This window comes from Mycobacterium sp. 852002-51152_SCH6134967, assembly GCF_001667105.1.
GTDB lineage: Bacteria > Actinomycetota > Actinomycetes > Mycobacteriales > Mycobacteriaceae > Mycobacterium > Mycobacterium neumannii_A.
In genome coordinates, this window is sequence record NZ_LZIK01000068.1 from 242751 (window position 1) to 267975 (window position 25225).

General features: G+C 68.3%; 27 protein-coding genes. 9 read left to right on the top strand and 18 right to left on the bottom strand.

The genetic code is table 11. The annotated features are described in order from the left end of the window. Window positions 1–118 precede the first annotated feature (118 nt). Window positions 119–1405, top strand: coding sequence for a DEAD/DEAH box helicase (locus tag A5790_RS22260; RefSeq protein ID WP_066849341.1), 1287 nt, complete (start codon window positions 119–121; stop codon window positions 1403–1405). On the opposite strand, the gene A5790_RS22265 is transcribed toward A5790_RS22260, so the two are convergent. After that, entirely contained in the window at window positions 1402–1968 is a 567-nt protein-coding gene (locus A5790_RS22265; protein ID WP_066849343.1) for a hypothetical protein, read from the bottom strand. The two genes, A5790_RS22260 and A5790_RS22265, sit on opposite strands and share 4 nt — an antisense overlap. A 197-nt stretch (window positions 1969–2165) precedes the next feature. On the opposite strand from A5790_RS22265, the gene A5790_RS25875 reads away from it, so the two are divergent. Continuing rightward, window positions 2166–2375 carry a hypothetical protein gene (locus A5790_RS25875; protein WP_156656487.1) on the top strand — a complete coding sequence of 70 codons (210 nt, stop codon included), beginning with the start codon at window positions 2166–2168 and terminating at the stop codon, window positions 2373–2375. A 7-nt stretch (window positions 2376–2382) separates the two neighbouring features. Here the strand turns inward: A5790_RS25875 and A5790_RS22270 are convergent, their stop codons facing one another. The 6 genes from A5790_RS22270 to rplM form a co-directional block, all read right to left on the bottom strand. Further along, window positions 2383–3810: a hypothetical protein gene (locus A5790_RS22270; protein WP_066849345.1), complete on the bottom strand. Its 1428-nt coding sequence runs from the start codon at window positions 3808–3810 to the stop codon at window positions 2383–2385. Between the two features lies 1 nt (window position 3811). Beyond that, window positions 3812–4117 carry a type VII secretion target gene (locus tag A5790_RS22275; protein ID WP_066849347.1) on the bottom strand — a complete coding sequence of 102 codons (306 nt, stop codon included), beginning with the start codon at window positions 4115–4117 and terminating at the stop codon, window positions 3812–3814. Between the two features lie 40 nt (window positions 4118–4157). Then, on the bottom strand, window positions 4158–5495 hold the full coding sequence (glmM, locus tag A5790_RS22280) for a phosphoglucosamine mutase (protein ID WP_066849349.1): 1338 nt from the start codon (window positions 5493–5495) through the stop codon (window positions 4158–4160). A gap of 132 nt (window positions 5496–5627) precedes the next feature. After that, a complete protein-coding gene (locus A5790_RS22285; RefSeq protein ID WP_066849352.1) occupies window positions 5628–6044 on the bottom strand; it encodes a hypothetical protein in 417 nt (138 codons plus the stop codon). A gap of 234 nt (window positions 6045–6278) precedes the next feature. Next, on the bottom strand, window positions 6279–6713 hold the full coding sequence (gene rpsI / locus A5790_RS22290; protein ID WP_231984531.1) for a 30S ribosomal protein S9: 435 nt from the start codon (window positions 6711–6713) through the stop codon (window positions 6279–6281). 50 nt (window positions 6714–6763) lie between these two features. Continuing rightward, complete coding sequence (gene rplM / locus A5790_RS22295) at window positions 6764–7207, bottom strand: 50S ribosomal protein L13 (protein ID WP_064394308.1); 444 nt, start codon at window positions 7205–7207, stop codon at window positions 6764–6766. A gap of 329 nt (window positions 7208–7536) precedes the next feature. Between rplM and A5790_RS22300 the strand changes: the two genes are divergently transcribed. Then, window positions 7537–7728 carry an excalibur calcium-binding domain-containing protein gene (locus tag A5790_RS22300; RefSeq protein WP_066849355.1) on the top strand — a complete coding sequence of 64 codons (192 nt, stop codon included), beginning with the start codon at window positions 7537–7539 and terminating at the stop codon, window positions 7726–7728. A gap of 102 nt (window positions 7729–7830) precedes the next feature. Here A5790_RS22300 and A5790_RS22305 read toward each other — a convergent pair whose 3' ends face one another. From A5790_RS22305 to eccCa, 4 genes are all read right to left on the bottom strand, one after another. Continuing rightward, window positions 7831–8127, bottom strand: a complete 297-nt coding sequence (locus tag A5790_RS22305; RefSeq protein WP_066810521.1) for a WXG100 family type VII secretion target — start codon at window positions 8125–8127, stop codon at window positions 7831–7833. Window positions 8128–8137: 10 nt separating this feature from the next. Further along, window positions 8138–8461, bottom strand: a complete 324-nt coding sequence (locus A5790_RS22310; RefSeq protein ID WP_064426603.1) for a WXG100 family type VII secretion target — start codon at window positions 8459–8461, stop codon at window positions 8138–8140. A 72-nt stretch (window positions 8462–8533) separates the two neighbouring features. Then, window positions 8534–9667, bottom strand: coding sequence for a type VII secretion-associated protein (locus A5790_RS22315; protein ID WP_066849358.1), 1134 nt, complete (start codon window positions 9665–9667; stop codon window positions 8534–8536). Beyond that, entirely contained in the window at window positions 9664–13374 is a 3711-nt protein-coding gene (gene eccCa / locus A5790_RS22320) for a type VII secretion protein EccCa (RefSeq protein ID WP_066849812.1), read from the bottom strand. The genes A5790_RS22315 and eccCa overlap by 4 nt, the downstream gene beginning before the upstream one ends. 138 nt (window positions 13375–13512) lie before the next feature. On the opposite strand from eccCa, the gene eccD reads away from it, so the two are divergent. Further along, window positions 13513–14838: a type VII secretion integral membrane protein EccD gene (gene eccD / locus A5790_RS22325; protein WP_197696862.1), complete on the top strand. Its 1326-nt coding sequence runs from the start codon at window positions 13513–13515 to the stop codon at window positions 14836–14838. 14 nt (window positions 14839–14852) lie between these two features. Beyond that, on the top strand, window positions 14853–16184 hold the full coding sequence (gene mycP / locus A5790_RS22330; RefSeq protein ID WP_066849364.1) for a type VII secretion-associated serine protease mycosin: 1332 nt from the start codon (window positions 14853–14855) through the stop codon (window positions 16182–16184). Here the strand turns inward: mycP and eccB are convergent. Next, window positions 16152–17543 carry a type VII secretion protein EccB gene (gene eccB / locus A5790_RS22335; RefSeq protein WP_066849366.1) on the bottom strand — a complete coding sequence of 464 codons (1392 nt, stop codon included), beginning with the start codon at window positions 17541–17543 and terminating at the stop codon, window positions 16152–16154. The genes mycP and eccB overlap by 33 nt on opposite strands. A gap of 44 nt (window positions 17544–17587) precedes the next feature. Continuing rightward, window positions 17588–18154 (bottom strand): CGNR zinc finger domain-containing protein, encoded by a 567-nt coding sequence (locus A5790_RS22340; protein ID WP_066849368.1) that lies wholly within the window; start codon window positions 18152–18154, stop codon window positions 17588–17590. Window positions 18155–18231: 77 nt separating this feature from the next. On the opposite strand from A5790_RS22340, the gene A5790_RS22345 reads away from it, so the two are divergent. From A5790_RS22345 to A5790_RS22360, 4 genes are all read left to right on the top strand, one after another. Beyond that, the gene (locus tag A5790_RS22345) at window positions 18232–19248 is read left to right on the top strand and encodes a DMT family transporter (protein ID WP_066849377.1); all 1017 of its coding nucleotides are present in this window, start codon (window positions 18232–18234) and stop codon (window positions 19246–19248) included. Between the two features lie 33 nt (window positions 19249–19281). Further along, complete coding sequence (locus tag A5790_RS22350) at window positions 19282–20031, top strand: cutinase family protein (protein WP_231987867.1); 750 nt, start codon at window positions 19282–19284, stop codon at window positions 20029–20031. A 24-nt stretch (window positions 20032–20055) separates the two neighbouring features. Further along, window positions 20056–20715: a cutinase family protein gene (locus A5790_RS22355; RefSeq protein WP_066849380.1), complete on the top strand. Its 660-nt coding sequence runs from the start codon at window positions 20056–20058 to the stop codon at window positions 20713–20715. Window positions 20716–20817: 102 nt separating this feature from the next. Then, entirely contained in the window at window positions 20818–21474 is a 657-nt protein-coding gene (locus A5790_RS22360; protein WP_066849383.1) for a cutinase family protein, read from the top strand. On the opposite strand, the gene truA is transcribed toward A5790_RS22360, so the two are convergent. The 5 genes from truA to rpsK form a co-directional block, all read right to left on the bottom strand. Continuing rightward, entirely contained in the window at window positions 21471–22340 is an 870-nt protein-coding gene (gene truA, locus A5790_RS22365) for a tRNA pseudouridine(38-40) synthase TruA (protein WP_066849386.1), read from the bottom strand. The two genes, A5790_RS22360 and truA, sit on opposite strands and share 4 nt — an antisense overlap. A gap of 7 nt (window positions 22341–22347) precedes the next feature. Continuing rightward, window positions 22348–22986, bottom strand: coding sequence for a 50S ribosomal protein L17 (gene rplQ, locus A5790_RS22370; RefSeq protein ID WP_066849388.1), 639 nt, complete (start codon window positions 22984–22986; stop codon window positions 22348–22350). 63 nt (window positions 22987–23049) lie between these two features. Then, complete coding sequence (locus A5790_RS22375; protein ID WP_064399044.1) at window positions 23050–24102, bottom strand: DNA-directed RNA polymerase subunit alpha; 1053 nt, start codon at window positions 24100–24102, stop codon at window positions 23050–23052. Window positions 24103–24177: 75 nt separating this feature from the next. Further along, entirely contained in the window at window positions 24178–24783 is a 606-nt protein-coding gene (rpsD, locus tag A5790_RS22380) for a 30S ribosomal protein S4 (protein ID WP_064399046.1), read from the bottom strand. A 21-nt stretch (window positions 24784–24804) separates the two neighbouring features. Continuing rightward, a complete protein-coding gene (gene rpsK / locus A5790_RS22385; protein ID WP_064345641.1) occupies window positions 24805–25221 on the bottom strand; it encodes a 30S ribosomal protein S11 in 417 nt (138 codons plus the stop codon). Between the last annotated feature and the right edge of the window lie 4 nt (window positions 25222–25225).

Below are 25225 nucleotides of genomic sequence, written 5' to 3' on the forward strand. Positions count from 1 at the left end.
ATAATCGACCCCGTTCGATCGTCACACCGAGCGCCGCGGATCATCCGCGCCGGGCAGGACGACCACACTGAACTTTCGGAGTTTCCACTTGTCTGTGCAAATCCCCAGTGGCACAACCGTGCCCACTTTCGCCGACCTCGGCCTGCCGAAGGCCGTCGTCGACACTCTCGCCGCCGACGGCGTCGAGTCACCCTTCCCGATCCAGGCGGCGACGCTGCCCGACTCACTGGCCGGTCGCGATGTCCTCGGCCGCGGCCGCACCGGATCCGGGAAGACCTACGCCTTCCTGCTGCCTGTGGTGACCAGACTCACTGCGAGCCCGGCCAAACGCGTGCCCGGCCGCCCGCGTGCCCTCATCCTCGCGCCGACGCGCGAACTGGCCGCCCAGATCAGCGCGTCGCTGGCACCGCTGGCGGCGGCCACCAACCTGCGCTCGGTGACGATCATCGGTGGTGTGGGTCCCAACCCGCAGATCCATGCGCTGCGTCAAGGCGTCGACATTGTCATCGCCTGCCCGGGCAGGCTCGAAGATCATGTCAAATCGCGCCATGCCGACCTGTCGGGCGTCGAGATCACCGTGCTGGACGAGGCCGACCATATGGCCGACCTCGGCTTCCTTCCCCCGGTGAAACGCCTGCTGGACAAGACTCCTCGCAACGGGCAGCGCATGCTGTTCTCGGCCACCCTCGACGGCGGCGTCGACGTGCTGGTGAAGCGGTACCTGACCGATCCCGTTGTGCACAGTGTCGATTCGGAGCAGTCGCCGGTAACCGCGATGGAACACCATGTGCTGCACGTCGATAAGGCCGCCCGCCTCGGTGTGTTGGCCGACCTGGCCGCATCGCCCGGCCGGACCATCGTGTTCGCGCGCACCAAGCACGGCGCGAAGAACCTTGCCCGACAGCTTAACTCGCGCGGTGTGTCGGCAGTGGAGTTGCACGGCAACCTGTCTCAGAATGCGCGCACCCGCAATCTCGCCGCGTTCTCCGACGGCTCGGCAACCGTGATGGTCGCTACCGACATCGCGGCGCGCGGGATCCACGTCGACGACGTGAGCCTTGTCGTGCACGCCGACCCGCCCGTCGAGCACAAGGCGTACCTGCACCGGTCGGGCCGCACGGCGCGCGCGGGGGCCGACGGCACCGTGGTGACGTTGATGCTCGACGAGCAGGTGTCCGACGTGCGACAGCTGACCCGCAAGGCCGGCGTGAAGCCGACGATCACCCGCTTCAGCGGCTCGTCGCATCCGGTCCTGAGCGAAATCGCCCCAGGCGAGCGGACATTCGGTGATCCGATCGTCGCCGGCAGGCCCGAACCCACGCGGCCGCACCAGCCGTCGTCGGCCAGGGGCCACCAGCAACGGCGTCGGCGCCCCACGCGGTCGCGGCGTCCGGCACGCGCCTAGCGCGGCGAATTCCTGGCCGCGATCTCGGCCAGTAACGAGACCACCACACCGAACGCGAAGTACAGCGGCACCAGCCACGGCGCGACGCCGAACAGACCGTCACAGGCGTCGTGATACGCGAACAGGCCCGCTTTGGCGATCACGATCTCGACCACGGGGCCGATGACCGCGGCCAGTAAGCCGCCGACGATCGAGGGACGGTCGCCCAGCGCACACCAGGTGATGGTCGCGAGCGTGACGATCAGCGCGGCCGCCGGAACGACGGGCGCGGTGTGGATCAGTGCGGTCATAACGTAGATGCCGAGCACCGCGGCTACACCCGCGAGACCTTGACGCGCCGTGACGTCGGCGCGCGGCGACGTTAGGCGCAGCCGAAGTTCGGCCAGCGACACCGTTGCCAGCGCGACGAGCACCGGAAACCAGATCGGGCTGCTCCACACGAACGGCACCGCATCGGTGAAGTACTCGGTGGTGCCGGTGACGACATGGCTGTGGTCGCCGACGAGCGACGCCCCCGCGCCCAGGATGAGGAAGAACAGAAGCTCCCGCGGCCGCAACTTCACCAGGGGGACGCTACCGGGAAGACCTCGCAAAGATCCAAAATTGCAAACTCAGCAGACTTCTACCAGTGGTCAGCCCTGAATTCCGTTGCGCCAACGCCGGATTGTCATCATTTTGGTTACCCAACCGTGACCACAGATCCAGTTATCTTCATGCAGCCTTGGGTATCCGGGGTTCACTCCTGAAAGGGGGTGCAGCAATGGGCAGGATCACCTATCCGCCGCATGCCAAATCCGCGCGTGGTGTGCAATTTCCCGCGACTTGCCGGAATTTCAACCGTCGCATGGGCGACCGCGAGACCGTCCACTTCTGGTGTGATCACTGCGGTACGAACCACAGCAACCGGTTGATCGCCGCCGAGTGTGTCCGGCTGCTGGTCAACGGCCCCGATCCTGGGTTCGGTTCTTAGCCGTCGCTCATTCGCCGACCTGCGGTAGCTCATCGGCGGCGATCTCGCACGGGGTGCCGGCGCCCGGCGGTTTCGGCGGCGCCGCCAACGGCTCGGGCGGCACCGCCGGTGGTTCTTCAGTCACGGTCGGCGGTTCTGGAGGCACCGTCGCGGCCGGCTCTGCGGGAGGTTCGGTTTCGGAATCCGGTGGCGGCGCGGGTTGACACATCGGCTCGGCGGCCGCGGGATCGGTGACCTCGCTGGGCGCGGCCGCGTCGTCATCGCTGTCCTCGCCAGCCTCGCTCGCCTCTGACGCCTCGTCAGTCTCTGTCGTTTCACTGTCGTCGATTTCGCCGAGATCCGATTCTGGCAGGCCGTCCAGTTCCCCGTCGTCGATGGCGGCATCGAGTGCACCGTCGCCCAGCAATCCGCCGAGCATGTCCCCCAATTGCTGACCGAAACTCGTTAGGCCGCCTCCGAAGTCGGGCATTCCTCCGCCGAGCGAGGGCACCGGCGAAGCGGCCGCCGGCTGCGTGACCGGAGGTTCGGTCGGGACCGGCGGGGCGGGCGGCGCGGGCGGCGCGGGCGCAAGTGGTGGGCTCGCAACGGATGCGCCCCATCCGGCCGGCACGACGGGAGCCGGTGGAGTCGGGTTTGCCGCAACCACCGCCCCCGGGGTTGCGGGGACACTTCGCGCCGCGGTTTCGCCGACACCCGCCGCCGGGGCCTCGCCGACCCCCGCCGCCGACGGCGTCCACACCGGTCCGAGGTCGCCGGGAATCTCGAACCTCGCGCCCGCCTCGGATGCGAGTGCCGCCGCCACGGCCTCGTAAGCCGCGTTGATCGCGTCGGTGGCCGCCCGCATTGCCGCGAGCCACTCGCCGCCGATCACCGTGTCCACGAACGGCTTCACCTCCTGGTCCACCAACTCACTGGCGACCGCCCGATCGCCGGCGCCCGTGGTGACGGTGTGCGCTGCCGCCAACCAGTCCGCGCGTCTGGCGCGCACGCCGTCGCCGATGGCCAGCACCTTCGACACTTTGTCGTCCACCGCCCGCCACAGCCGCTCACGCAGATCGGCCAGTGCGACTGCCGCGGTGCGGACGGCCGTCGCAGCGACCGTCGCCGCTTCGGCATGGCTGCGCAGGAACTCTCGCGAGGCGTTCGCGCCCAGACCCTGCCACGCGTTCGTCAGCGCGGCCACCTGAGCTTCTTGGCGGGCGAGCGTATCCTCGGCCGCCGCCGCGGCGGCTTGCAGTGCGGCACAGTCCGCTTCAAGAGCGCTCAGATCCATACCGTTCTCGGCGGCATACCAATCGTGTAGCTGCCCGGGATGCGTCGTCAGGTCTGGATGTCGGTAGCCCAGGCTCTGGCATGCCAGGACGTACTGCGTGACATCGCCGACGCCGGGTGTGCCATCGGCCAATCGCGCTGCAGCGTCGAAGGTTTCGCCCATGTCAGCGCAACCGGTCGGCAGCGCGCGCGTCGGCTTCGGTGTACCGGTCGAGGCAGGTGCGAAGCGCGACGGCGATCTCGGCCGACGCACGTGACCATCGCCGCAACTGATTCACCACGTCGTTTACCGCCGACCGCACCGCGTCACCACCCGCGGCATACGATCGGCCTGCACCCGCCCCGTCGAACGCCAGGCCGCTCAGATGTGTTCGCACGGCGGCGTCGAGGGCGTCGGCCGCGCCCTGGTACTGCCGTGCGACGCTCAATAAGGTGGCGGCATCGACGCGAGCCGCGTCCGTTCCTCCCATGTATGGGTTGGACGCGCGGCGACCGCGACCGGTTCCACTCTCAGCGTTGCGCGCTGACCTGCTCGGCCACCCGCACGGCCAACTGCCGGGCGGTGTCTTCGTCGGCCGCTTCCACCATCACCCGCACGACTTGCTCGGTTCCCGACGGGCGCAGCAGGATTCGACCCGTGTCGCCGAGTTCGGCTTCCACCTCGGCAACGGCGGTGCGGACCGACGGCGCGTCGGCGACGGTCGCCTTGTCCGCGACCGCGACGTTGATCAGAACCTGAGGCAGCGTGCGCATCGGCTCGGCGAGCGCGGCGAGCGGGGTGCGCGTCTGCGCCATCCGCGACATCAACCGCAACCCGGTGACGATGCCGTCGCCGGTCGTGCCCCACGCCGGCATCACGATGTGGCCCGACTGTTCACCGCCGAGCGAATATCCGCCGGCGCGCAGTTCCTCGAGGACATAACGGTCCCCCACGCTCGTCGTGCGGACCTCGACCCCGGCCGCGCGCATCGCCAGGTGCAGGCCGAGGTTGCTCATCACCGTCGCCACTAAGGTGTTCGACGCCAGCTCTCCACTCTCCTGCAGAGCGAGGGCGAGGATGACCATGATCGCGTCGCCGTCGATCACGCGCCCGTGCGCGTCGACGGCGAGGCACCGGTCAGCGTCGCCGTCGTGTGCGAGGCCCAGGTCGGCTCCATACGACACCACGGCGGATCGCAGGATCTCCATATGCGTCGAGCCGCAGCGCTCGTTGATGTTCAGCCCGTCGGGGTCGGCATTGATCGTGATGACGTTGGCGCCCGCGGCGCGGTAGGCCTGCGGTGCGGCGGCCGAGGCGGCACCGTTGGCGCAGTCGACGACGACGGTGAGCTGGTCCAACCTGGTCGTGACGGCCTTGCTGACATGCCGCAGATACCGGTCGAGGGCGTCCGCGGCGTCCACCACCCGACCGATCCGGGCGCCCGTGGGCCGGTCTCCGGGCCCCTGGTGCACCAGTTCCTCGATCCGGTCCTCGGTGGCGTCGTCGAGCTTGTGGCCGCCGGGGCCGAAGATCTTGATGCCGTTGTCGGGCATCGGGTTGTGCGAGGCGCTGATCATGGCGCCGAAGTCCGCGTCGTAAGCGCTGGTCAGATAGGCCACGGCCGGGGTCGGCAGTACGCCGACGCGCAGCGCGTCGACGCCTTCGCTGGTCAGTCCCGCGATGACGGCCGCCTCGAGCATTTCACCGCTGGCCCGCGGATCGCGGCCGACAACGGCCACCCGCCTGGCGTGCCCACCGGCGGTGGCCAACCGTCGCGCCGCCGCCGAACCGAGGGCCAGAGCCAGTTCGGCGGTCAGATCCCGGTTGGCGACGCCGCGCACTCCGTCGGTGCCGAACAGTCGAGCCATGCCGACAAACTTCTCATAAATGGCCGCTTCAGGGCCAACCGCGCGTGTCGTGGGTCGTGCCGTCGCCCAATCGGTACCCAGACGCGACTCACCGCCCGCATCCGGTCGGATGCGGGCGGTGAGGGTGCGGTCTTAGCTGCCGTTGTTCTCAACGGTCGGGGCCGTCGGCGAGGTCGTGGGCGCCTCGGACGTCGGCGTTGGTTCCTGCTGCTCGGCCTGGCCCGGCGCGTTCTCCGAGTGGCCGGGGCCGTTCTGCTGGATCGTGACGGTGCCGAGGTTGTTCGTACACACCGTCTTCTCGGTGCCCTCGGTGTCGGTGGCCTGCGCCAACGCGTTGACCGAGTTCACGTCGGTGTGGCACACGTCGGCGGCGATCTGCGCCGCGGCGGTCAGGTCGACGTCGTGCAAAACGCCGGCGTTACCGATCGAAACGTTGACGCGGTTGTCCGCAGGCGTGTCCGGCTGCGCCATGGCCATACCCAGGCCGGCGGTGAAGAGCAGCGATCCGCCCATCACAGCGCCCGCGGTCAGTGTCTTCGCGTTCTTCATCAATTGCTCCTTCTCAGTCAGGAGACGACGGTCCGATCCCCCAACGAGGTGACTGGCTCGTACCGGTGGCAGTTGCGGTCTGCCGCGCGTGCAGCGCCGCCGCCTCCAGTCCCGGTGGGTTCACGACTGGCCGTTCAACGAAACCGGATCGCCGCGATTGTGAGATAGACCGCAGCGTGTTGAATACAAAAACCGCCGGTGTGCGGTGCACATCCGGCGGTTTCTGCGAATCGATCAGCGCTTGCTGTACTGAGGCGCCTTGCGGGCCTTCTTCAGGCCGTACTTCTTGCGCTCGATGGCGCGCGGGTCGCGGGTCAGGAAGCCGGCCTTCTTCAGTGCCGGCCGGTCCTCAGGCTGCACCAGAATCAGGGCCCTGGCGATCGCCAGACGCAACGCGCCTGCCTGACCGGAGGGGCCGCCACCGTCGAGGTGGGCGTAGATGTCGAAGCTCTCCAGCCGGTCGACGGTGACCAGCGGAGCCTTGATGAGCTGCTGGTGGACCTTGTTCGGGAAATAGTCCTCGAGGCTGCGGCCGTCGAGGTTGAACTGGCCCGTTCCCGGAACCAGGCGAACCCGGACGACGGCCTCTTTGCGGCGGCCGACGGTCTGGATCGGACGGTCGATGAAGACCGGCTCGCGGGGCGTGGCCTCGGCGGCCGCCTCGGTCACGGCATCAGTGTTGGCTTCGGTGTTGTCAACGGTCGTCTCAACTGGCTCAGTCACTGCGCCACCTGCTTGATCTCGTACGGAATCGGCTGCTGGGCGGTGTGCGGATGCTCCGGCCCGACATAGACGCGCAGCTTCTTCTTCACCTGACGGCCCAGCTTGGTGTGGGGAATCATGCCGAGAATCGCCCGCTCGACGACGCGGTCGGCGTGCTTCTCCATCTCCTCACCGAGCGAGCGCTTGCGCAGACCGCCGGGGTAACCCGAGTGGCGGTAGAAAAACGTGCGGTCCGCCTTGTTACCGGCGATGGCGATCTTCTCGGCGTTGATGATGATGACGAAATCGCCACCATCGACGTTCGGCGTGTATGTCGGCTTGTGCTTGCCGCGCAGCAGATTGGCTGCTGCAACGGCGAGCCGGCCGAGCACCACGTCGGTGGCGTCGATGACGTACCACGAACGTGTGGTGTCACCCGCCTTCGGCGTGTACGTAGGCACAGCGCTACCTCTCCTCTATCGGGTTTCCTGTCCCGGTGGCCCGGGGGCCGGTCAGGCGCATCCGGCGGGGTTGATCTCGGCGACCGACGTTGACCCGAGGACCCGTGCTTACCGCACGCCAACGAGGCAGCTTACCCGGGCGCGTCGCCGCAGGTCAAAACGGTGCATCGGCTCAAACCCGAGGGTAAAAGCCAAAGCCGTCCAGAAACGTGTCGAAACATAGGGAAACCCCTGATTCATTTTCGTTTCCTGGCCCTTAGCGTCGTCGCGGGGGTTACAGCAAACCGGCTGTCTCACATCCGGAAACACAAGATCTCAATGGAGTGAAAATGATTCGTGGCTTGATCGTTGCCGCATTCGTCGTCGCGGCAACCGCCACTGGCGCTGCCACCGCGTCTGCGGACACCTACTACAAGAACTGCTCCGCTGCGCGCGAGGCCGGCGTGACACCGATCCTGCAGGGTCAAGACGGCTACGCCGAGCACTTGGACCGCGACGGCGACGGCATCGCCTGCGAGTAGTCGACGGTGTTGCGCCACCGTGGCCGCTCTCCTCGACCACGGTGGCGCTTACCGTGCGGTCCCCTGGCTCCCCTCCAGCCGGACCGCACAAGTCTCTTTTAGTCAGGCGCCCCACGCTCCTGCGGCACTGCGGTCGGTGGCGGCAACGTCGTCGGCGCCGTCGCGAACCGCGTTGCCGAGGCTGAACAGAATCTCGTTCAGCGCGCCTGCCGCTTGTTCCCACCGGGCCTGTTCGAGCCGGTATGCCTCGGCCGCCTGGCGGGTCCACACCTGCTGAAGCGGCGCGATCTGCGCACGCAGCTCCTCGAGGGCGCCGTTCAGCCGGGCAGAGGTGGCGTGGATCTCCTGCCTGACGGTGTATTCGATCTCGTCGAAGTTGTACGACAACACGTGGTCCATCACGGCTCCTCTACAGGTTGTTGGCCACCGCGTCGATGCGGTGCGAATGGCTCTCGTTGGCTTCCCGAAGAGTCTGCTGGTTGAGCCGGATGGTCTCGGCGATCCTCTGTAGCGAGGCATGCAGCTTCAGCGACTCGGCATTCCATCGGTCGACGACGTCGCGGAAGCGGGCGGCCGCAACGCCGCCCCAGACCGACGGTGGCACGGCGGTCATCCGACCGATGAACGACTGCAGCATCGCGCGGATCTCCTCGTTGCGCGCGTCGGTCTGGCCGGCGACCGCGGCCATCAGATCGAAATCGGTGGTGAGCGAACCGCCTTGCGGTGTCGTCATCGGAATCCTCTCGTTGCTCGCTTCGGTTCTGACTGGTACGACGCACCGGGTGTCGGTCCGGTTCCACTGGATTCAAGAAATCGCGTGGGCGGATCTGATCGCCCGATCGCAGACCTCGCGGACCGTGGACTCGCGACCCGGTGCGCTCTGGCAGCCGATGGCGATGCGGACACCGTCATCGACCAGAACGGTCCATGCGACGTGATGGTCCGGGCGCAGTTCCCGGTAGGTGACGCCTGCTCGTCCGGCCGGCGTGCCGGCTGCGTTGAAGTCGACGAAGACGTCGTCGGGCTCACCTGCCAGGGCGCTTCGCAACGCGGCCGCAGTCTGCGCGAGGTCCGCTTGCGGCGCGCCCACGGACTGGGTGAGGTGAAGCGCGACGTCGGCGTCTGACGGCGAGGTGATCTGCGCGCGAGCCGAGCCCGGGCCGGATGTGATGTGCTGCACCGACCACGCGGCGGGCACCGTCACCTGCACTCGCCCCTCCATCAACAGGGTTGACGCGAAGTTCGGTTCCCGGTCGCCGTCACCACGCAGGGCGAACCCGCCACATATCGCTATCGTCGAGGCGACGACGATGGTCAGCACCGCCGCTCGTCGTGGCTGGTACGGATCGCTGCCGGCGCTGACGGCATCGGGAGCGGGAGGTTCGGCTTCTGGTCGACGAACTGTGTCTTCGTGGGCGAAGCGAACCTCGATACCGTTGCCGCGCAACCGTTCAGCGATCACGTTGGTCAGCGGTTCGAGGCCGGCCGGGGCGTCGATCAGCGCCGGCCCAGCGCACCCGACCGCTGCGACCAACCTGTTCGCCACTTCGTCGTCGACATTGGCGATGACGACGGCGGTGGCGGCGGGACGGGTGACAACCACCAACTCCGCGGCGATCTCGACGACGGTTGCGCCTATCTGCCGCTGGAGCACCGCGGTGCGCCGGATCACCTCGACGCTGGTCGCCGTCGTCGCTTCGCGTACGCGATCGATGCGTGCACTCGGCCACCACGTCGGGCAGACGAGGACGACATGGTCGGCGCCGCCCACCGCGGCTGCCATCAGCTGGGACCAGAGTTCGGGCGCGGGCACCGCCTCGTCGCCGACCAGTGCGAGATCGTCGTCGATGGCCTCCAACGCCGACGAGACCAGTTCCGAATCAAGCGGATTAGCTCCGCGTATCGAAGCCGGTCCGACCTCGACGACGGTGCGGCTCATGGCGGTTCCGCCCAGCCGACCTGGATCAGGCGTTCACCTTCGCCGCGCGTGATCAGCGTGGCGCGCCCCGGCGGCAGCGATGAGGGGCGGACCGAGCCCATCAGCACACCGTCGTCCGCGCTTGCGCTCATCATGACGCCCAGGCACCCGATCTCCCGCATCCTGGCGAGAAGTGGGTCGAACATCGCCCGCGCGGCACCTCCCGATCGGCGAGCGACGATGACATGCAGACCGAGGTCGGCGGCGTGCGGCAGGAAGTCGGCAAGCGGGGTCAGCGGATTGCCCGTCGATCCGGCCACCAGGTCGTAATCGTCGACGACGAGGAAGATTTCAGGGCCCGACCACCACGATCGGTCGCGCAACTGCTGTTGTGTCACGTCTTCGCCGGGCATGCGCGCCTCGAGCATCCCGAGGAGCTTGGGAATCCTCGCCGCCAAAGCCACCGGTGATGCGGCGTACCCGGCGAGGTGCTCGGTTTCCACGACGCCGAGCAGAGAGCGACGGAAATCTACGATCTCGAGGCGCACCTGGTCGACGCGGTGAGTCCGGACGATCTCGTGACACACCACGCGCAGCAGAGATGTCTTGCCACAGCCGCCCTCCCCGAGGACCAGCATGTTCATCTGCTTGGCGAAATCGACACTCACAGGGGACAACTCGTGCTCGTCGAGGCCGAGCACCATCGTCTCGGCCGGTTGCACCCCGCGCGCGACCAGTTCGGGATGTCGCACGAGCGCGGGAAGCAGCTGGATGCGCGGGGCGAGGCAGCCGCGCCACCGCTGTCGGTGCCGCCCGACGGTTGCGGCCAACGCCTCGCCGAGACCCTCGGTGCTGGGCACACCGTCAAAGCGCGGCAGTGCGATCATCATCTCGCACCCGTCGGCGGTGATACCCCGCCCCGGAGGGCAGTTGGTCAGCGACCGGGCGCGGCGGCGGTCCATCTCCGACTCGGCCGGATCGCCGAGTCGCAGTTCAATGCGCGTCGCGATCTGATCCTTCAACGCGGGCCGCAGTTCGGGCCACCGCGAGGCGGTGATCACCACGTGCACGCCGAATGCGAGTCCCTGCCCGGCTATCGCGGTGATCGGCGTCTCCAACTGTTCGAGCTCGCGACGCAGGTGAGCCCAACCGTCGACGACGAGGAAGACGTCACCGTGAGGGTCGCCGGCCGCAGCGGGATCCTGCGCGGCGCGACGGGTGCGATACTCGGCCACCGACCCGATTCCCATTGTCCGGAAGAGCTTTTCCCTCGACCGGATCAGTGATTCGACGACGGCGACCGTGCGACGGCACAGGTCCGTATCGGCTCGACCGGACACCGCGCCGACGTGCGGCAGATCCGCGAGGCGCATGAGCGCCCCACCCCCGAAATCGATTATGTACAGCGAGATGTCTTCGGGGCTGTGCGCCTCCGCGAGGGCCAGCATCAGCGTTTGCAGGGCCGTCGACTTGCCCGACTGAGGAGCGCCGACGATGGCGACGTTCCCCGCGGCCATCTGCGCGACGAGCAGATCGCGGCGTTGGTCGAACGGAATGTCCACCAGACCCATCGGGACACTGAGCGGATCCTTCGCCGCTGTCGACATGATCAGGTCGAGCGTCGGAGGCGCGGCGAGCGGCTCCAGCCACACCCGGTGCGCGGCGGTCCCTCGGTCCGCGACTCGATCCAACACCGCGTCGAGGAGGGCCGGTGCATGTTCGGCGTGCTCGTCACGGTCCGTCGGCGGTGTGGCGGTGAAGATCATCGGCACCGCAATGTCGCTCCCGTCATCGGCGTTGGGTCGAGGACAGGGTCCGGAGACGAACGCCGTCTGGAACCGGATCAGGTCCCCGGCGGCCGTCTTCAGCAGGGCCGCGCCCGGCCTGCCGGGCAGCGTGTGCGCATCGGGCACACCCAGTACGGCTCGGGACTCGCCGGCGGAGAACGTCTTGAGGCAGATCCGATACGACAGGTGGGTGTCCAGACCGCGCAGCCTGCCCTCGTCGAGTCGTTGACTGGCCAACAGCAGGTGGATACCCAGCGACCGGCCCAGCCTGCCGATTGCGACGAACAACTCGGCGAAGTCGGGGTGCTGGGCGAGCAGCTCGGAGAACTCGTCGACGACGATGAACAGCGCGGGCAGCGGCGGCAGGCGAGCGTCATTTGACCGAGCCCTGGCGTAGTCCGCGATGTTGACGAAATTGCCTGCCGCACGCAGTAACTCCTGCCTGCGGTGGATCTCCCCGGCCAGCGCGTCGCTCATCCTGGCCACGAGGTGGGCTTCGCCTGCCAGGTTCGTGATCACGGCCGCAACGTGTCGAGACCGTTCCACGCCGAGAAACGTCGCTCCGCCCTTGAAGTCGACGAGGATGAAGTTGAGCACCTCTGGCGGGTGTGTCGTGATCATGCCGAGCACCAGCGTGCGCAGTAGCTCGGATTTTCCGGATCCCGTAGCGCCGACGCAGAGACCGTGCGGGCCGATGCCGTTGCGGGCGGCCTCGTTGATGTCGATCAGAACCGGCGTGCCGTCGTCCGCGACGCCGATGGGTACCGGCCGCACCTGACGGGTTTGGGACCACACCTTTTCAGGCGTCAGCCGGTTCGGTTGGTCGATGCCCATCAGGTCGAGCCAGCCCCGGACCGCCGACATGCGGCGCGTTCCACCGGCGGGTGCGGCGTCGGACCCGTGGGCCGCCAACTGTCGCGCACACATCGTGGCCTGCGTCAGCGTCAGCGAGTCCGGCTCGCAAACCGTGTCACGGCGGTCACCGATGGGCACGGTCAGGTGCTCGCCGTCAACACGCAGACACGGCACGGATTCAACCGGGTCAGCCCCGATCGCGAGGACCGTGACGCCGCTCGTCTCCGTCACGACCTCGCCGGTCCGGCTTCCCTCCGCGACCACCACGAGGTGCCTACCGGTAGCACCACCACGAGCTCGGCCTGAATGCTCATGGTGCGGCAGCCATTTGAGCCACTCCCATTCCTGACACGTCTCGTGATCGGTGACCGCCGTTATCGCCACCTGGTGAGGGTCGTGATGTGTCGCGAGTTGGCACACCATCGCTCGCACAAGACCGCGTGCAGAATCGTCATCGCCGCACACCGCGATGACGCCATGTTGTCGGAGCGCGACCGTGACCGGTGATCGCGGCACGACCGAGCGCTGCCGAACCAGCGTGCGCACCGCGGACACCATCACCGGATCCCGATCCTCGACCGCGCCGAGATCCGGCTCCACCAACGGCGCGCACAACGTCTGCACACCGACGCCCACCCGGACGCAGCAGAAGTCGTCATCGTCGCGGTCCGCTCGCACCGTTCGCCGGTTACCCACCGACGCCCACAGCGACTCGGGTGCCGGATGGCGCGAATACTGTTGGCGGCGTTGCTCGACGGCCGCCGCCACCACCTCATCGTCGAGCCCGTCGAGATAGCGCAGATAGCTCCGCCGATTACGGTCGATCTCGGCGGATCGGTCTGCCCCGCCGCGGGCTCCGTACATCGTCGTGCCGAGCACCGACATGACCATCATCACCGGAAAGAATGCGAACATCGGCGTCCGGTTCGCGCTGGCGCCTGAGGTGAAGTACACGGCCATCATGCCGACCGCTGCGACGAGCATGGCCAGCGGCAGCAGCCGTGCGACCGGGTTGGTCGAAGGCGCTTTCGGCAGCGCCGGCGGCGATTTCACCACGATGCCGAGTGTTTTCGCAGATGAGTTCATCGAGAGATGGGACGCGTCCGGGATCGGTTCGGTTCCATCCACAGCCGACCAAACAAGTGTCGAGGCCCCGTCGTCGGCGGCGTTACGGTGACCATACGGGCGCGGTAGGGGGATGCGATGGCTGGTTCAGGCTGCCGAGTGAGCATTCACGTCGATGGGGCGGGTACGGCCCAGACTGTGGATCTGGCGCTTCCCCGCCGGGCCTACCTGGGCGACATGCTCCCGTCAATCGTCGAGCTGGTTCAGCCCGATCACCGGGAGGCCCGAGAGCGGTGGCGGCTACACCGAATCGACGGATCGTCGCTGGACGAATCACTGACGTTGCCCGACAACCATGTCCGCGACGGAGAGATGCTGTGGCTCAGCGCTGAGGACGTTCCAGACCCGGTCTTTGCCGACCGCGATGCCACTCGCACGGTGACCAGGCGGCAGCCCGCGACCGGTGGTGTTCCGCGCATACTGTGCGTGACCGGCAGCGTGGTCGCTGCAGGAATCGGCGGTATCGCGCTCTTGTGGTCGGCCGATCGAGCTGGCCGCCCACTTCCGGTCCTCATCGGCGCCACACTGACCTGCGCCGCGGTCACCGCCGCCGCCGTCGGCGGGCGTACGCACTCGGAACCGTTGCTGTGCACCACATTAAGCGTGATCGCGGTGATGATGGCGGCGGTGACGGGTGCCGTCGCGGTACCTGGCGGCCCGCTCGCCGCGCATCTGCTGCTCGCCTCATCGGCGGCGTTGGCCACCGCGGCGGTCTCGTTGCGCCTCAACGGCCGCGGTCTTGTGCCGCTCGCCGCGATCGCCACCACCTCACTGCTGTGCACGACGGCCTCGGCGGCCTCGGTCGCATGGCGCCTCGGTGGGACGGCTTCGGGCGCGTTGCTCGCGGCACTGGCGCTGGCGACGCTGAGTCTGGCACCGCGGCTGGCCATTGCGCTCACCCGCATCGGCCCCGCCCCGCCGGACGACGACATGGATCGCCTTCCCGACGTTGTTGAGGAGAGCGAGGCGGCGCGCGCCCACGATCTGCTGACCGCGATGGTCGCCGGCGCATCGATCGCCGCGGCCATCGCCGCCGTGTCCGTTGGCTACGGTTCCTCCGAGGCGCGCGAGTTCTCCGTGCCGGCTGCGGCGTTCGACGGTGTCGTCGGTGCCGCGCTGTCACTGCGCACCCGTACTCATATCGGGACTGCGCGTCGCGCTGCGTTGGCAGTGAGCGGCTTCGTCGCGCTCACAGCGGCGTTCGTGGTCCTCGCCGTAGCCCTTCGGCAGCACGCCCACTGGTTGGGGGCTCTGGCCGCTTTGGCAGGCACCGGACTTCTGATCCCGCTCCTGCGCTTCACACCCCGCCTGGTGGCGCGCCGCGCCGCCGAGCTGACCGAGTACGCGGCATTGGTGGCCGTGATACCGCTGGGCTGCTGGATCGCCGGCGTCTTCGGCCTCGTCCGCAACCTGGCGCTGACGTGACACCGCTCTTTCGTATGATCATCGCCGCCGCATTCGCCGCCGCTCCGCTGATCGTCACCCCCGAGGCGGCCGCGATAACGCCGCCGCGCGTCGATGATTCGCTGCTTCCCCCCTCGCAATCGCCGGCACCGCCGCAACCCACCGAGCAGACGGACCGATGCACGATCGCACCGAAGGCCACCCGCGGCGGCGACCCCGGCGGCCAACTGCGCGAGCTGGATTTGCGGTCGGTCTGGCAACTCACCAGAGGAGCCGGTCAGAGCGTCGCGGTGATCGACACCGGCGTCTCGCGCCATCGACTGTTGCCTCGCCTGGTGCCCGGCGGCGACTACGTGTCCAGCGGCGACGGCACCGACGATTGCGACGGCCACGGCACGATCGTCGCGGGGATCGTCGGCGCCGCACCGGATTCGGCTACCGCCGGCGCGTTCAGCGGTATCGCACCCGAGGCCACGATCATCGCCATCCGCCAGTCGAGCACGAAGTTCAGCGCCGAAGATGCCAGGGGAACATCCGGTTTCGGCGACGTGGACACCCTCGCTCGCGCGGTCCGCACCGCGGCGGACGTGGGCGCCACCGTGATCAACGTCTCGACCGTCGCCTGTGTCACCGTGGGCACGGCTTTGGACGACGGACCTCTGGGCGCCGCATTGGCGTATGCGGTCGACGTGAAGAACGTCGTGGTGGTGGCTGCCGCGGGCAATGCCGGCGCGCCGGGACAGTGTGAGCATCAGAATCCGGCCCGGCCGGGACGACCGGACTGGGACGACGTCAAAGCGGTGGTGAGCCCGGCCTGGTACGACGACTATGTCTTGACGGTCGGATCGGTCGGACCGAGTGGTGCGCCTTCGGAGTTCACGTTGGCGGGTCCCTGGGTCGACGTCGCCGCTCCCGGGGAGCGGGTGGTGTCGCTGGATCGCGCTGGCGACGGGTTCGTCGCCGCGCTACCCACATCGGCCGGTGAGAAGCCGCTCGCGGGAACCAGTTACGCCGCACCCGTTGTCAGCGGGATCGTTGCGCTGCTGCGGTCACGTTCGCCGCATTTGACCGCCCGGGAGGTCATGCGCCGTATCGAAGACACCGCGCGGCACCCGGCCGGCGGCTGGAATCCGCTCGTCGGTCATGGCGTCGTCGACACCCTTGCCGCGGTCACCGGCGGCGCCTCCTTCCCCACCGAGCCCGGCCACCCGACGGTGGTGTCGCTGTCGCGACAGCAACCACCGGACGGGCACGCGGCGCGTACCGCCACCCGCGGAGCCATCGTCTGCCTGGCGGTCGTAGGCGTCATCGCGATGACGTTGTCGGTGAGGCGGTTACGTCGGCCCCACTCCGCCGCTCGCGACTGACGCGGCCTCGACGCTCAGCTCCGGCCCGCGCGGCAGTCGCGCCAACAGGGGCCACGGCGCCGGCAGGGGATCGCCGGTCAGCCCGAGTCGCTCGGCCGTCTCCTGATCCCGGATGCCGAAGACCACCCCGGCGTCGTTCACCAGGAAAAGCGTTCCACTTCGTGCACCGTCACCAGTCACGCCCGCCGCTCGCACGTACGCGCTGCGGCCCCCGCTCATCGCGAAGGCGTCGATTCGGGGTCCTTCGGTGTCGGCGTGCGCCAGCTGCGCCGGCCGCAGCTCAGCGCTGTCGGGTATCGCGTCGCCCGCGAGGGTTTCCGTGACTACCGATTCGGCGGCCGCTGACCACTGCCACCGCGCACATACGACCGGATCGGTTGCGGGACCGGCACGTTCGGGGAACTGTCCGGTGGGTAGCTCGTCAACCACGGGGACGGTGCCGATCGCGCCGGGCTCGACGGTGACGATCTCGTGTGCGGCCTGCGGCTGGGTGAACCGGATGAGATCGGCCGCCACCATGCCGATCCGCTGCACTCCCGTCCGCAGTACCACGTAGTGCTGCGACGACTCGGCATGCGGCACACGGATCACGGCGCCGACCCGCAGTCCGTGCAGCGGCGGGGGCGCGGGCGCTCCGGCGCCGCGGATGGCGGGCGCAGCGAGTTCGGGCACCTCCGGCACGGTGTCGAGCAAGGTGCGGGTGACCGGCCGTGGCGCAACGCCGTCGAGTTCGAGCGCACGCACCACGGCCGGATTACGCAGATCCACTTTCGCGCGCCGCCCGTCAAAGAGCAGGTACGTCGTCGCCGCACCTTCCCCCGCTGCGCTCACGAGGACGCTGTCCGCCGCGGCGCGCTTCTCGTCGGCGTACCCCACCAGCACCGTCGACATCGACGAATCATCGTCGCACACAAGCCATCCCGAATTGTCCTGCGTCAGTGGCACGCCGATCATGTCAGGGGCGCCGGGGATGCCGAGCGACGCGCCCCTCGAGGCCCGGTCGACGGCCGACGAGCTGACGAGCCGGGGTTTGGCCGCCGAAGCGGTGATCAGCCGGGCCGACGCGAGGTTCGGGACCGGGTGCAGATTGTGGTCGATCCGCACGTAGAGGGCGCCGGTGTCGCGCACGATCACGATCGGAGCGTCACCGAGTCCGCCTCGGGGCTGGAGAAACGCCAGGACGGCGGCCACCCCGAGCCCGATGACTGCCAGGACCGATCCGACCGACAGCGAAAGTGCTTGCGCGCGCATCGGATCGTCGAGCATCTGCACGTCGCCGCGGACGAGGGCATGCTGCATGCGCCGCAGCAAGAAGCGGTGTCCGCTGGTCTGCAGTTTGGTGGTCGATCGCCCCGTCATCACTCCCCCGCCGAAAGCCTAAGGCCTGCGGGGAGCCCACACCGTCACCGCTTTCGGCCGTGCTCCATGGCTCGACGCTCCCGGTACGCCGCCACGTGTTGGCGGTTGCCGCAGTTGCCGGTGTCGCAGAACTTGCCCGACCGGTTGCGGGACATGTCGACCAGCACCGCGTCACAGTCTGACGCCGCGCACGTCTTGAGGCGGCGTAGCTCGCCGATGCGGATCAGGTCGGCCAACGCCATCGCCATCTCCGCGCCCATCCGCTGCCACAGCGGGTCGTCCACCGACGCGAGGTGCAGGTGCCACTCCGGCATCTCCGGATGCCGGGTCAGCCACGGCGAGGCGTTGGTGTCGGCCAGCAATGCGTTGACGTGAGCCACGGTGCTCTCCTCTTCGTCGGCGACCGCCCAGATTCGGCCCAGGCGGTCGCGAAGCCGATGCACCGACTCGAGTTCCTCGGCGTCGCGGTCACGGCGGCCCGTCCAGCCGAAGCTGTCGAGGTAGGTGTTCAACGCCGCCATGTCACCCAGCCGCTCACCGTCGACGCGATTGCTGTTGATGAGCTCACACGCGGCCCGCAGGGTGAGCTCGGTGTCATGACTGAAAAGCATTTGACTCGTGACGCCTCTCGTCGTTAATGTCAGGAGCGTAGTTTATTTTACTCCTTACTTTCCCTCGGAGGTCGACCATGGCCGTGACGGCATCGGGCACGCGGCCCGCTGCCGACCACTTCCGGCTCGGGCTGATGCTGACGGTCGGTTCGGCGGTCGCGTTCGGCTCTTCGGGTCCCTTCGCGAAGGCGCTGATGACCGCGGGCTGGAGTCCGACCGCCGCGGTCGTCGCCCGGCTGGCGGGCGGCGCGCTGGTGATGGCGATTTTCGCCAGCATCGTCAGGCGCGGGTGGGTTCGCGAAGCGCTGCGCCACCCGACGACGGTGCTCGCCTACGGCGTCGTCCCGATCGCGGGTGCGCAGCTGTTCTACTACAACGCCGTCGCGCACCTGTCCGTCGGCGTCGCGCTGCTGTTGGAGTACACCTCGCCGGTCATCGTCGTCGCCTGGGTCTGGGCCACCACACGCCGTCGCCCGACCACCCTGACCCTGGCCGGTGTCGGGCTGGCGATCGCCGGGATCATTCTGGTGCTCGACGTGTTCTCGGGCGCGCACATCAACGTTGTCGGCGTGGGCTGGGGGCTGGCGGCCGCCGTCTGCGCCGCCGGATATTTCCTGATGTCGGCCAGCGCCGGCTACCCGGGCCACGGCGACGGAATCAGCCCGGTCACGCTGGCCGCGGCGGGGCTGATCGTCGGCTCGGTCGCGGTCACGCTCCTCGGCCTGATCGGGATCATGCCGTTGACGTTCACCGCCTCCGACACCGTCATCGCCGGATACACGACCTCGTGGTTCGTGCCGGTCATCGCCCTGGGCGTCATCGCCACCGCGGTGGCCTACACGCTGGGCATCATGGGCATCGCCCGGCTGCGGCCACGCTTCGCGTCGCTGGTGGGCCTGTCCGAGGTGATGTTCGCGGTGCTGGCGGCCTGGATCCTGCTGGGCGAAGCGATCACCCCCACGCAGGCGGTCGGGGGTGCCATCGTCCTGGCCGGCCTGGCGCTGGCGCGCGCAGGTGACCGTTCCGAAGCGGTTGCAGAGGCGACGTGGCCGGACGGCCCACTCGGGGAGTCGTCCGTGCGAGCGAACTGTTAGCCCGCAGACCCCTTGGTATGTGAGTATGTCCGCGTGACTTCGCTGCGCGAGACGGCCCGAGCGGCGGCCGCGGTTGCCGCAGTCGCCGCACTCGTCGGCGGCGCGGCACCGCTGGCGGCCGCCCAGCCCCGCCCCCCACCCGGCCCCGTCAGCCCCGGATACGGTTCCGGCGCGACGCCCGGGCCGGCGGCCACCGGACCGGGATACGGGTCCTCGAGGTCCTCGTGCAGCGATATCGAGGTGATCTTCGCTCGCGGCACCGACGACACCCCCGGCCTGGGCACGCCGGGCACCGCGTTCGTCAACGCGCTGCGCGGCCTGACCGGAGGGCGCACCATCAGCACATACGCGGTCGACTATCCCGCGTCATACGACTTCCTGGCCGCCGCCGACGGCGCGACCGACGCCACGAACCGCATCGCGATGCTGGCGCAGCAGTGCCCGAGCACCCGCGTCGTGCTCGGCGGGTACTCGCAGGGGGCCGCGGTCGTCGACATGCTGGCCGGTGTTCCGCCGCTCGGCAACAAGATCGGCTCGATCGGTTCGGCTCCCCCGCTGCCCGGCAGCCTGGTGCCCAACGTCGCCGCGGTCGCGGTGTTCGGCAACCCGGCGACCAAATTCAACAACCCGATCACCAAGTCGGTGTTCGCGGGCCGCGCGATCGACCTGTGCAAGGATGGCGACCCGATCTGCTCCCGGGGGCGTAACCCGTTCGCCCACAACGACTATGTGACGGCCGGAATGGTCCAGGAGGCAGCGAACTTCGTCGCCGGTCTGGTCTGATCCCGCGCGATATCATCTCGTCCCGTGGATTTCGTTCGCCTTCGTCGTCGGTTCGCCGGCGCCGCCGTCATCGCGGCAATCGGATTGACCCCCGCCCTTCTGGCGCCAACGGCCGCTTCGGCGCAGAGCTGCTCAGACGTGACGGTGGTGTTCGCCCGCGGAACCGGTGAACCTGCCGGCATCGGCCGTGTCGGCCAGGCCTTCGTCGACGCGCTGCGCCCGCAGCTCGGGGGCCGCACGCTGTCGGCCTACGGGGTGGCCTATCCGGCCACCTACGACTTCGCGATGGCGGCCGACGGTGCCGCCGACGCGGCGGCGTTCGTCACCAGCACCGCGCAATCGTGTCCGGACTCACGCATCGTGCTCGGCGGGTTCTCCCAGGGCGCTGCCGTCGTCGACATGCTCGCCGGCATCCCGCCGCTGGGGAATCGGATCGGCGCGCTAGGCCCGGTGCTGCCACCGAACGTCGCGCCCACCGTCGCCGCCGTCGCGGTGTTCGGTAACCCGGCGACCAAGTTCGGCAACCCGATAACCTCGGCGCCGATCTTCGGTGGGCGGGCGATCGACTTGTGCACCGACGGCGACCCGATCTGCTCCCGCGGCCGCAATCCGTTCGCCCACAGCGATTACGTCGGAGCCGGAATGGCGAACCGGGCTGCGGATTTCGTGGCGCGCCTGGTCTGAGGTCGCGGCAACCGCTATGGATTACCTTCGTCGGCGTTGATTAGTTCCTATAGGATCGGCGGGGTGCAAAACGATCTTGTTCGCTGCTTGAGGCGCCGGGGGATGCTGCTCATCGGGGCGGTCGTCCTCGCGGTCGCGGGGCTGATCGCGCCCGTCCCGCAGGGCACCCAGGGCCTTTTGTCCGTCGCCGCCGCGCAGTCGTGCCCGCAAGCGGAGCTCATCTTCGCCCGTGGTCGCACCGAGTCGCCCGGAGCCGGCGTGATCGGCAACGCGCTCATCAGCGCGCTGCGCAGCAAGACCGACAAGAACATCAACCTCTACTCTGTGAGCTATCCGGCCGATTACGAGGTCGACATCGGTGCCAACGACATGAGCTCACGGATCCAGGACATGGCCGCACGGTGCCCCGACACCCGGCTGGTGCTCGGCGGATACTCGCTGGGCGCCGCGGTGACCGACGTCGTGCTTGCCGCGCCCATCGCCGCGTTCGGGTTCGACAAGCCGCTGCCTCCGGGAATGGACCGCCACATCGCCGCGGTCGCACTGTTCGGCAACGGCATCGCATGGGCCGGGCCGATCACGAACTTCAGCCCGCTCTACGGCGAGCGCACCATCGAGTTGTGTCACGGCGCCGACCCGATCTGCAACCCCGCCGAGCCGAAGACGTGGGAGGGCAACTGGCCCGACCACGCGGCACGGGCGTATGTGAACGCGGGCATGGTCAACCAGGCGGCCGACTTCATCGCGCCCCGGATCTAGTCGACCACCCGCAGGTCGCGGGTGACCTTGGTCCGAGCTTCGAGTTGATCGTCTGACGGGTAGTCAACGCCGACGAAGGTCAACCCCTGCGGGGGTGCTGCCGCGAATTGGCTGGACCGCCGATCGGCGGCCAACAAGCTTGCGCACCAGTCGGGTTCGCGGCGGTGTTCGCCGACCGCCAGCAGCGCACCGACCAGTGACCGGACCATGGACCAGCAGAAGGCGTCGGCGCTGACATGCGCGGTGACGCGCGCCGCCTCACGCAACCAGTCCAGGCGCTGCAGGTCGCGGATGGTGGTGGCGCCGTCGCGGTGCCGACAGAATGCGGCGAAGTCGTGCAGCCCCAGTAGCTTCCGTGACGCCTCGGTCATCGCGTCCACGTCGAGCGGGCGCGGCCAGGCAGTGACAAAGCGCGCCTCGTGCGGTTCGACACCGTATGGCGCCGTCGACAATCGATAGACGTAGTGGCGGCGCAGCGCGGAGAACCGGGCGTCGAAACCGGCCGCGGCACGCTCGACGTCCAGCACGCGCACATCTCGGGGCAGGAACCGGCCGAGCCGTCGCACCAGCGGCAGGAACTCGCTGTCGCCGGGACGCGTCGCACGCGGATAAGCGTGTGGCAGGGCCTCTTCGGGCACATCGACATGAGCGACCTGACCGGTGGCGTGCACACCGGCGTCGGTACGACCCGCCCCGCGCACCACCACCGCGGTGCGGAACACCGTCGACAGCGCCTCCTCGAGGACACCGGCCACGGTGCGCTGTCCTGTCTGGACCGCCCAGCCGGCGAACTCGGTTCCGTCGTAGGCGATGTCGAGCCGAAGACGAACGAGCCCGCCACCGGATTCGATGGCGGGCTCGCTCATGACGTCCTCAGGACTTGTCGTCATCCTTATCGGCCTCGACCTGTGCAGGCTCGTCGGCCGAAGCCTCGGCCTCAACGACCTCGGACGACTCGGCCTCGCTCGATTCGGTCCTGGCTTCCTCGACCGATTCCTCCTCGGTGGGACCCTCGGCGGCCTCGGGCACAACCGCGGCCTGCGGGGCCGACACGGCCGCGACCGGCTGCTCGGTCTTCTGCGCACCCGCGGCACCGGATCCGACGTCGCCGCCGGAGCGGCTCCGGCGTGCACGGTTGGCCTCCGAGGTCACCGTCTTCTCCCGCACCAGCTCGATGACCGCCATCGGGGCATTGTCGCCCTTGCGGTTCTCGACCTTGATGATGCGGGTGTAGCCGCCCTCGCGGTCGGCGTAGAACGGGCCGATCTCGGCGAACAGCGTGTGCACGATGTCCTTGTCGCGAATCTTCTTCATCACCTCACGCCGGTTGTGCAGCGTGCCCTTCTTGGCATGCGTGATGAGCTTTTCCGCATAGGGACGCAACGCCCGTGCCTTCGGCTCGGTGGTCTTGATGCGGCCGTGCTCGAAGAGCGAGGTGGCCAGGTTGGCCAGCAGCGCCTTCTGGTGCGAGGACGACCCGCCGAGGCGAGGGCCCTTGGTGGGCTTGGGCATTGCGACTATCTCCTATGTGGGGCCGACCCCCGTATCAGGTAGGGCCGGGACGGACTCTGTTGTTTAGAGCTGTTCGGTTTCGGCGTAGTCCTGGTTGTCGTCCAGGTCGTAGCCGGCATCGCTGTTCCAGGTGCCGGTCGCGACGTCGTAGCCGGCGACCTCGGACGGATCGAACGAGGCCGGGCTGTCCTTGAGCGACAGGCCCAACTGATGCAGCTTGATCTTCACCTCGTCGATGGACTTCTGGCCGAAGTTGCGGATGTCCAGCAGGTCGGACTCCGTGCGTGCGACCAATTCGCCGACGGTGTGCACACCCTCGCGCTTGAGGCAGTTGTACGACCGCACCGTCAGGTCCAGATCGTCGATCGGCAGCGCGAAGCTGGCGATGTGATCGGCCTCGGCCGGGGAGGGCCCGATCTCGATGCCTTCGGCCTCGACGTTGAGTTCCCGTGCCAGACCGAACAATTCGACCAGCGTCTTGCCCGCGGATGCGAGCGCGTCACGCGGCGTGATCGAGTTCTTGGTCTCGACGTCGAGGATCAGCTTGTCGAAGTCGGTGCGCTGCTCGACGCGGGTGGCCTCCACCTTGTAGGTGACCTTGAGCACCGGCGAGTAGATCGAATCGACAGGGATGCGGCCGATCTCGGCGCCCGAGGCCTTGTTCTGCACGGCCGGCACGTAGCCGCGACCGCGCTCGACGACGAGCTCCACCTCGAGCTTGCCCTTGTCGTTGAGGGTGGCGATGTGCATCTCGGGGTTGTGCACCGTCACGCCGGCGGGCGGAACGATGTCACCCGCGGTGACCTCACCCGGCCCCTGCTTGCGCAGGTACATGGTGACCGGCTCGTCCTCTTCCGACGAGACGACCAGGCCCTTGAGGTTCAGGATGATGTCGGTGACGTCTTCCTTGACTCCGGGCACCGTGGTGAACTCGTGCAGCACTCCGTCGATGCGGATGCTGGTGACCGCCGCGCCCGGGATGGACGACAGCAGCGTACGACGAAGCGAATTGCCAAGGGTGTAACCGAAACCCGGCTCCAGCGGCTCGATGACGAACTGGGAGCGGTTCTCGGCCTTGACATCTTCGGACAGAGTGGGGCGCTGAGAAATCAGCATGTGTTTCTTTCCTCCTCTACGGCACCCGCTATTTGATGCCGCAAATCCCTACCGCCATCCGGGCGGCGGGAAGCCTTACTTCGAGTACAGCTCGACGATCAGCTGCTCGGACAGCGGCACGTCGATTTGCGCACGCTCCGGCAACTGGTGCACCAGGATGCGCTGACGCTCGCCGACGACCTGAAGCCACGACGGGATCGGGCGGTCGCCCGCGGTCTCCCGCGCGATCACGAACGGATCGGTGTTCAGCGACTTTTCCTTCACGTCGATGATGTCGTACTGCGACACCCGGTAGCTCGGGATGTCGACCTTGACACCGTTGACCAGGAAGTGGCCGTGGCTGACCAGCTGCCGCGCCATCCGGCGGGTGCGGGCCAGGCCTGCGCGGTAGATGACGTTGTCCAGCCGGCTCTCCAGGATGCGCAGCAGGTTGTCACCGGTCTTGCCGGGCAGCCTGTTGGCCTCCTCGTAGTAGCGACGGAACTGCTTTTCCATCACGCCGTAGGAGAAGCGGGCCTTCTGCTTCTCCTGCAGCTGCAGGCGGTATTCGCTTTCCTTGATCCGCGCGCGACCGTGCTGACCGGGCGGGTAGGGGCGCTTCTCGAACGACTGATCGCCGCCGACCAGGTCCACGCCGAGGCGGCGGGACTTGCGGGTCGCGGGTCCGGTGTAACGAGCCATTGTCTGTTTCTCCTCGTCCTACTAGACCCGGCGCCGCTTCGGCGGACGGCACCCGTTGTGCGGCTGCGGCGTGACATCGGCGATCGCGCCGACCTCGAGGCCGGCGGCCTGCAGCGACCGGATCGCGGTCTCGCGGCCCGAGCCCGGGCCCTTGACGAACACGTCGACCTTCTTCACGCCGTGTTCCTGCGCCTTGCGGGCGGCGTTCTCGGCGGCCAGCTGCGCGGCGAACGGTGTGGACTTACGCGAGCCCTTGAAGCCCACGTGCCCCGACGACGCCCAGGCGATGACGTTGCCCTGCGGGTCGGTGATCGTCACGATCGTGTTGTTGAACGTGCTCTTGATGTGCGCGGCACCGTGCGGGACGTTCTTCTTTTCCCTGCGACGGGTCTTCTGCCCCTTCTTGGGGCCGGCCGCGGTCTTTTTGGCGGGTGGCATCGTC

Coding starts and splice junctions, on each gene's coding strand:
- A5790_RS25875 (WP_156656487.1), top strand. CDS start 2,166: ATGGGCAGGATCACCTATCCGCCGCATGCCAAATCCGCGCGTGGTGTG.
- A5790_RS22270 (WP_066849345.1), bottom strand. CDS start 3,810: ATGGGCGAAACCTTCGACGCTGCAGCGCGATTGGCCGATGGCACACCC.
- A5790_RS22275 (WP_066849347.1), bottom strand. CDS start 4,117: ATGGGAGGAACGGACGCGGCTCGCGTCGATGCCGCCACCTTATTGAGC.
- glmM (WP_066849349.1), bottom strand. CDS start 5,495: ATGGCTCGACTGTTCGGCACCGACGGAGTGCGCGGCGTCGCCAACCGG.
- A5790_RS22285 (WP_066849352.1), bottom strand. CDS start 6,044: ATGAAGAACGCGAAGACACTGACCGCGGGCGCTGTGATGGGCGGATCG.
- A5790_RS22300 (WP_066849355.1), top strand. CDS start 7,537: ATGATTCGTGGCTTGATCGTTGCCGCATTCGTCGTCGCGGCAACCGCC.
- A5790_RS22305 (WP_066810521.1), bottom strand. CDS start 8,127: ATGGACCACGTGTTGTCGTACAACTTCGACGAGATCGAATACACCGTC.
- A5790_RS22310 (WP_064426603.1), bottom strand. CDS start 8,461: ATGACGACACCGCAAGGCGGTTCGCTCACCACCGATTTCGATCTGATG.
- A5790_RS22315 (WP_066849358.1), bottom strand. CDS start 9,667: ATGAGCCGCACCGTCGTCGAGGTCGGACCGGCTTCGATACGCGGAGCT.
- eccCa (WP_066849812.1), bottom strand. CDS start 13,374: ATGAACTCATCTGCGAAAACACTCGGCATCGTGGTGAAATCGCCGCCG.
- mycP (WP_066849364.1), top strand. CDS start 14,853: ATGATCATCGCCGCCGCATTCGCCGCCGCTCCGCTGATCGTCACCCCC.
- eccB (WP_066849366.1), bottom strand. CDS start 17,543: ATGACGGGGCGATCGACCACCAAACTGCAGACCAGCGGACACCGCTTC.
- A5790_RS22340 (WP_066849368.1), bottom strand. CDS start 18,154: ATGCTTTTCAGTCATGACACCGAGCTCACCCTGCGGGCCGCGTGTGAG.
- A5790_RS22345 (WP_066849377.1), top strand. CDS start 18,232: ATGGCCGTGACGGCATCGGGCACGCGGCCCGCTGCCGACCACTTCCGG.
- A5790_RS22360 (WP_066849383.1), top strand. CDS start 20,818: ATGCTGCTCATCGGGGCGGTCGTCCTCGCGGTCGCGGGGCTGATCGCG.
- truA (WP_066849386.1), bottom strand. CDS start 22,340: ATGAGCGAGCCCGCCATCGAATCCGGTGGCGGGCTCGTTCGTCTTCGG.
- rplQ (WP_066849388.1), bottom strand. CDS start 22,986: ATGCCCAAGCCCACCAAGGGCCCTCGCCTCGGCGGGTCGTCCTCGCAC.
- A5790_RS22375 (WP_064399044.1), bottom strand. CDS start 24,102: ATGCTGATTTCTCAGCGCCCCACTCTGTCCGAAGATGTCAAGGCCGAG.
- rpsD (WP_064399046.1), bottom strand. CDS start 24,783: ATGGCTCGTTACACCGGACCCGCGACCCGCAAGTCCCGCCGCCTCGGC.
- rpsK (WP_064345641.1), bottom strand. CDS start 25,221: ATGCCACCCGCCAAAAAGACCGCGGCCGGCCCCAAGAAGGGGCAGAAG.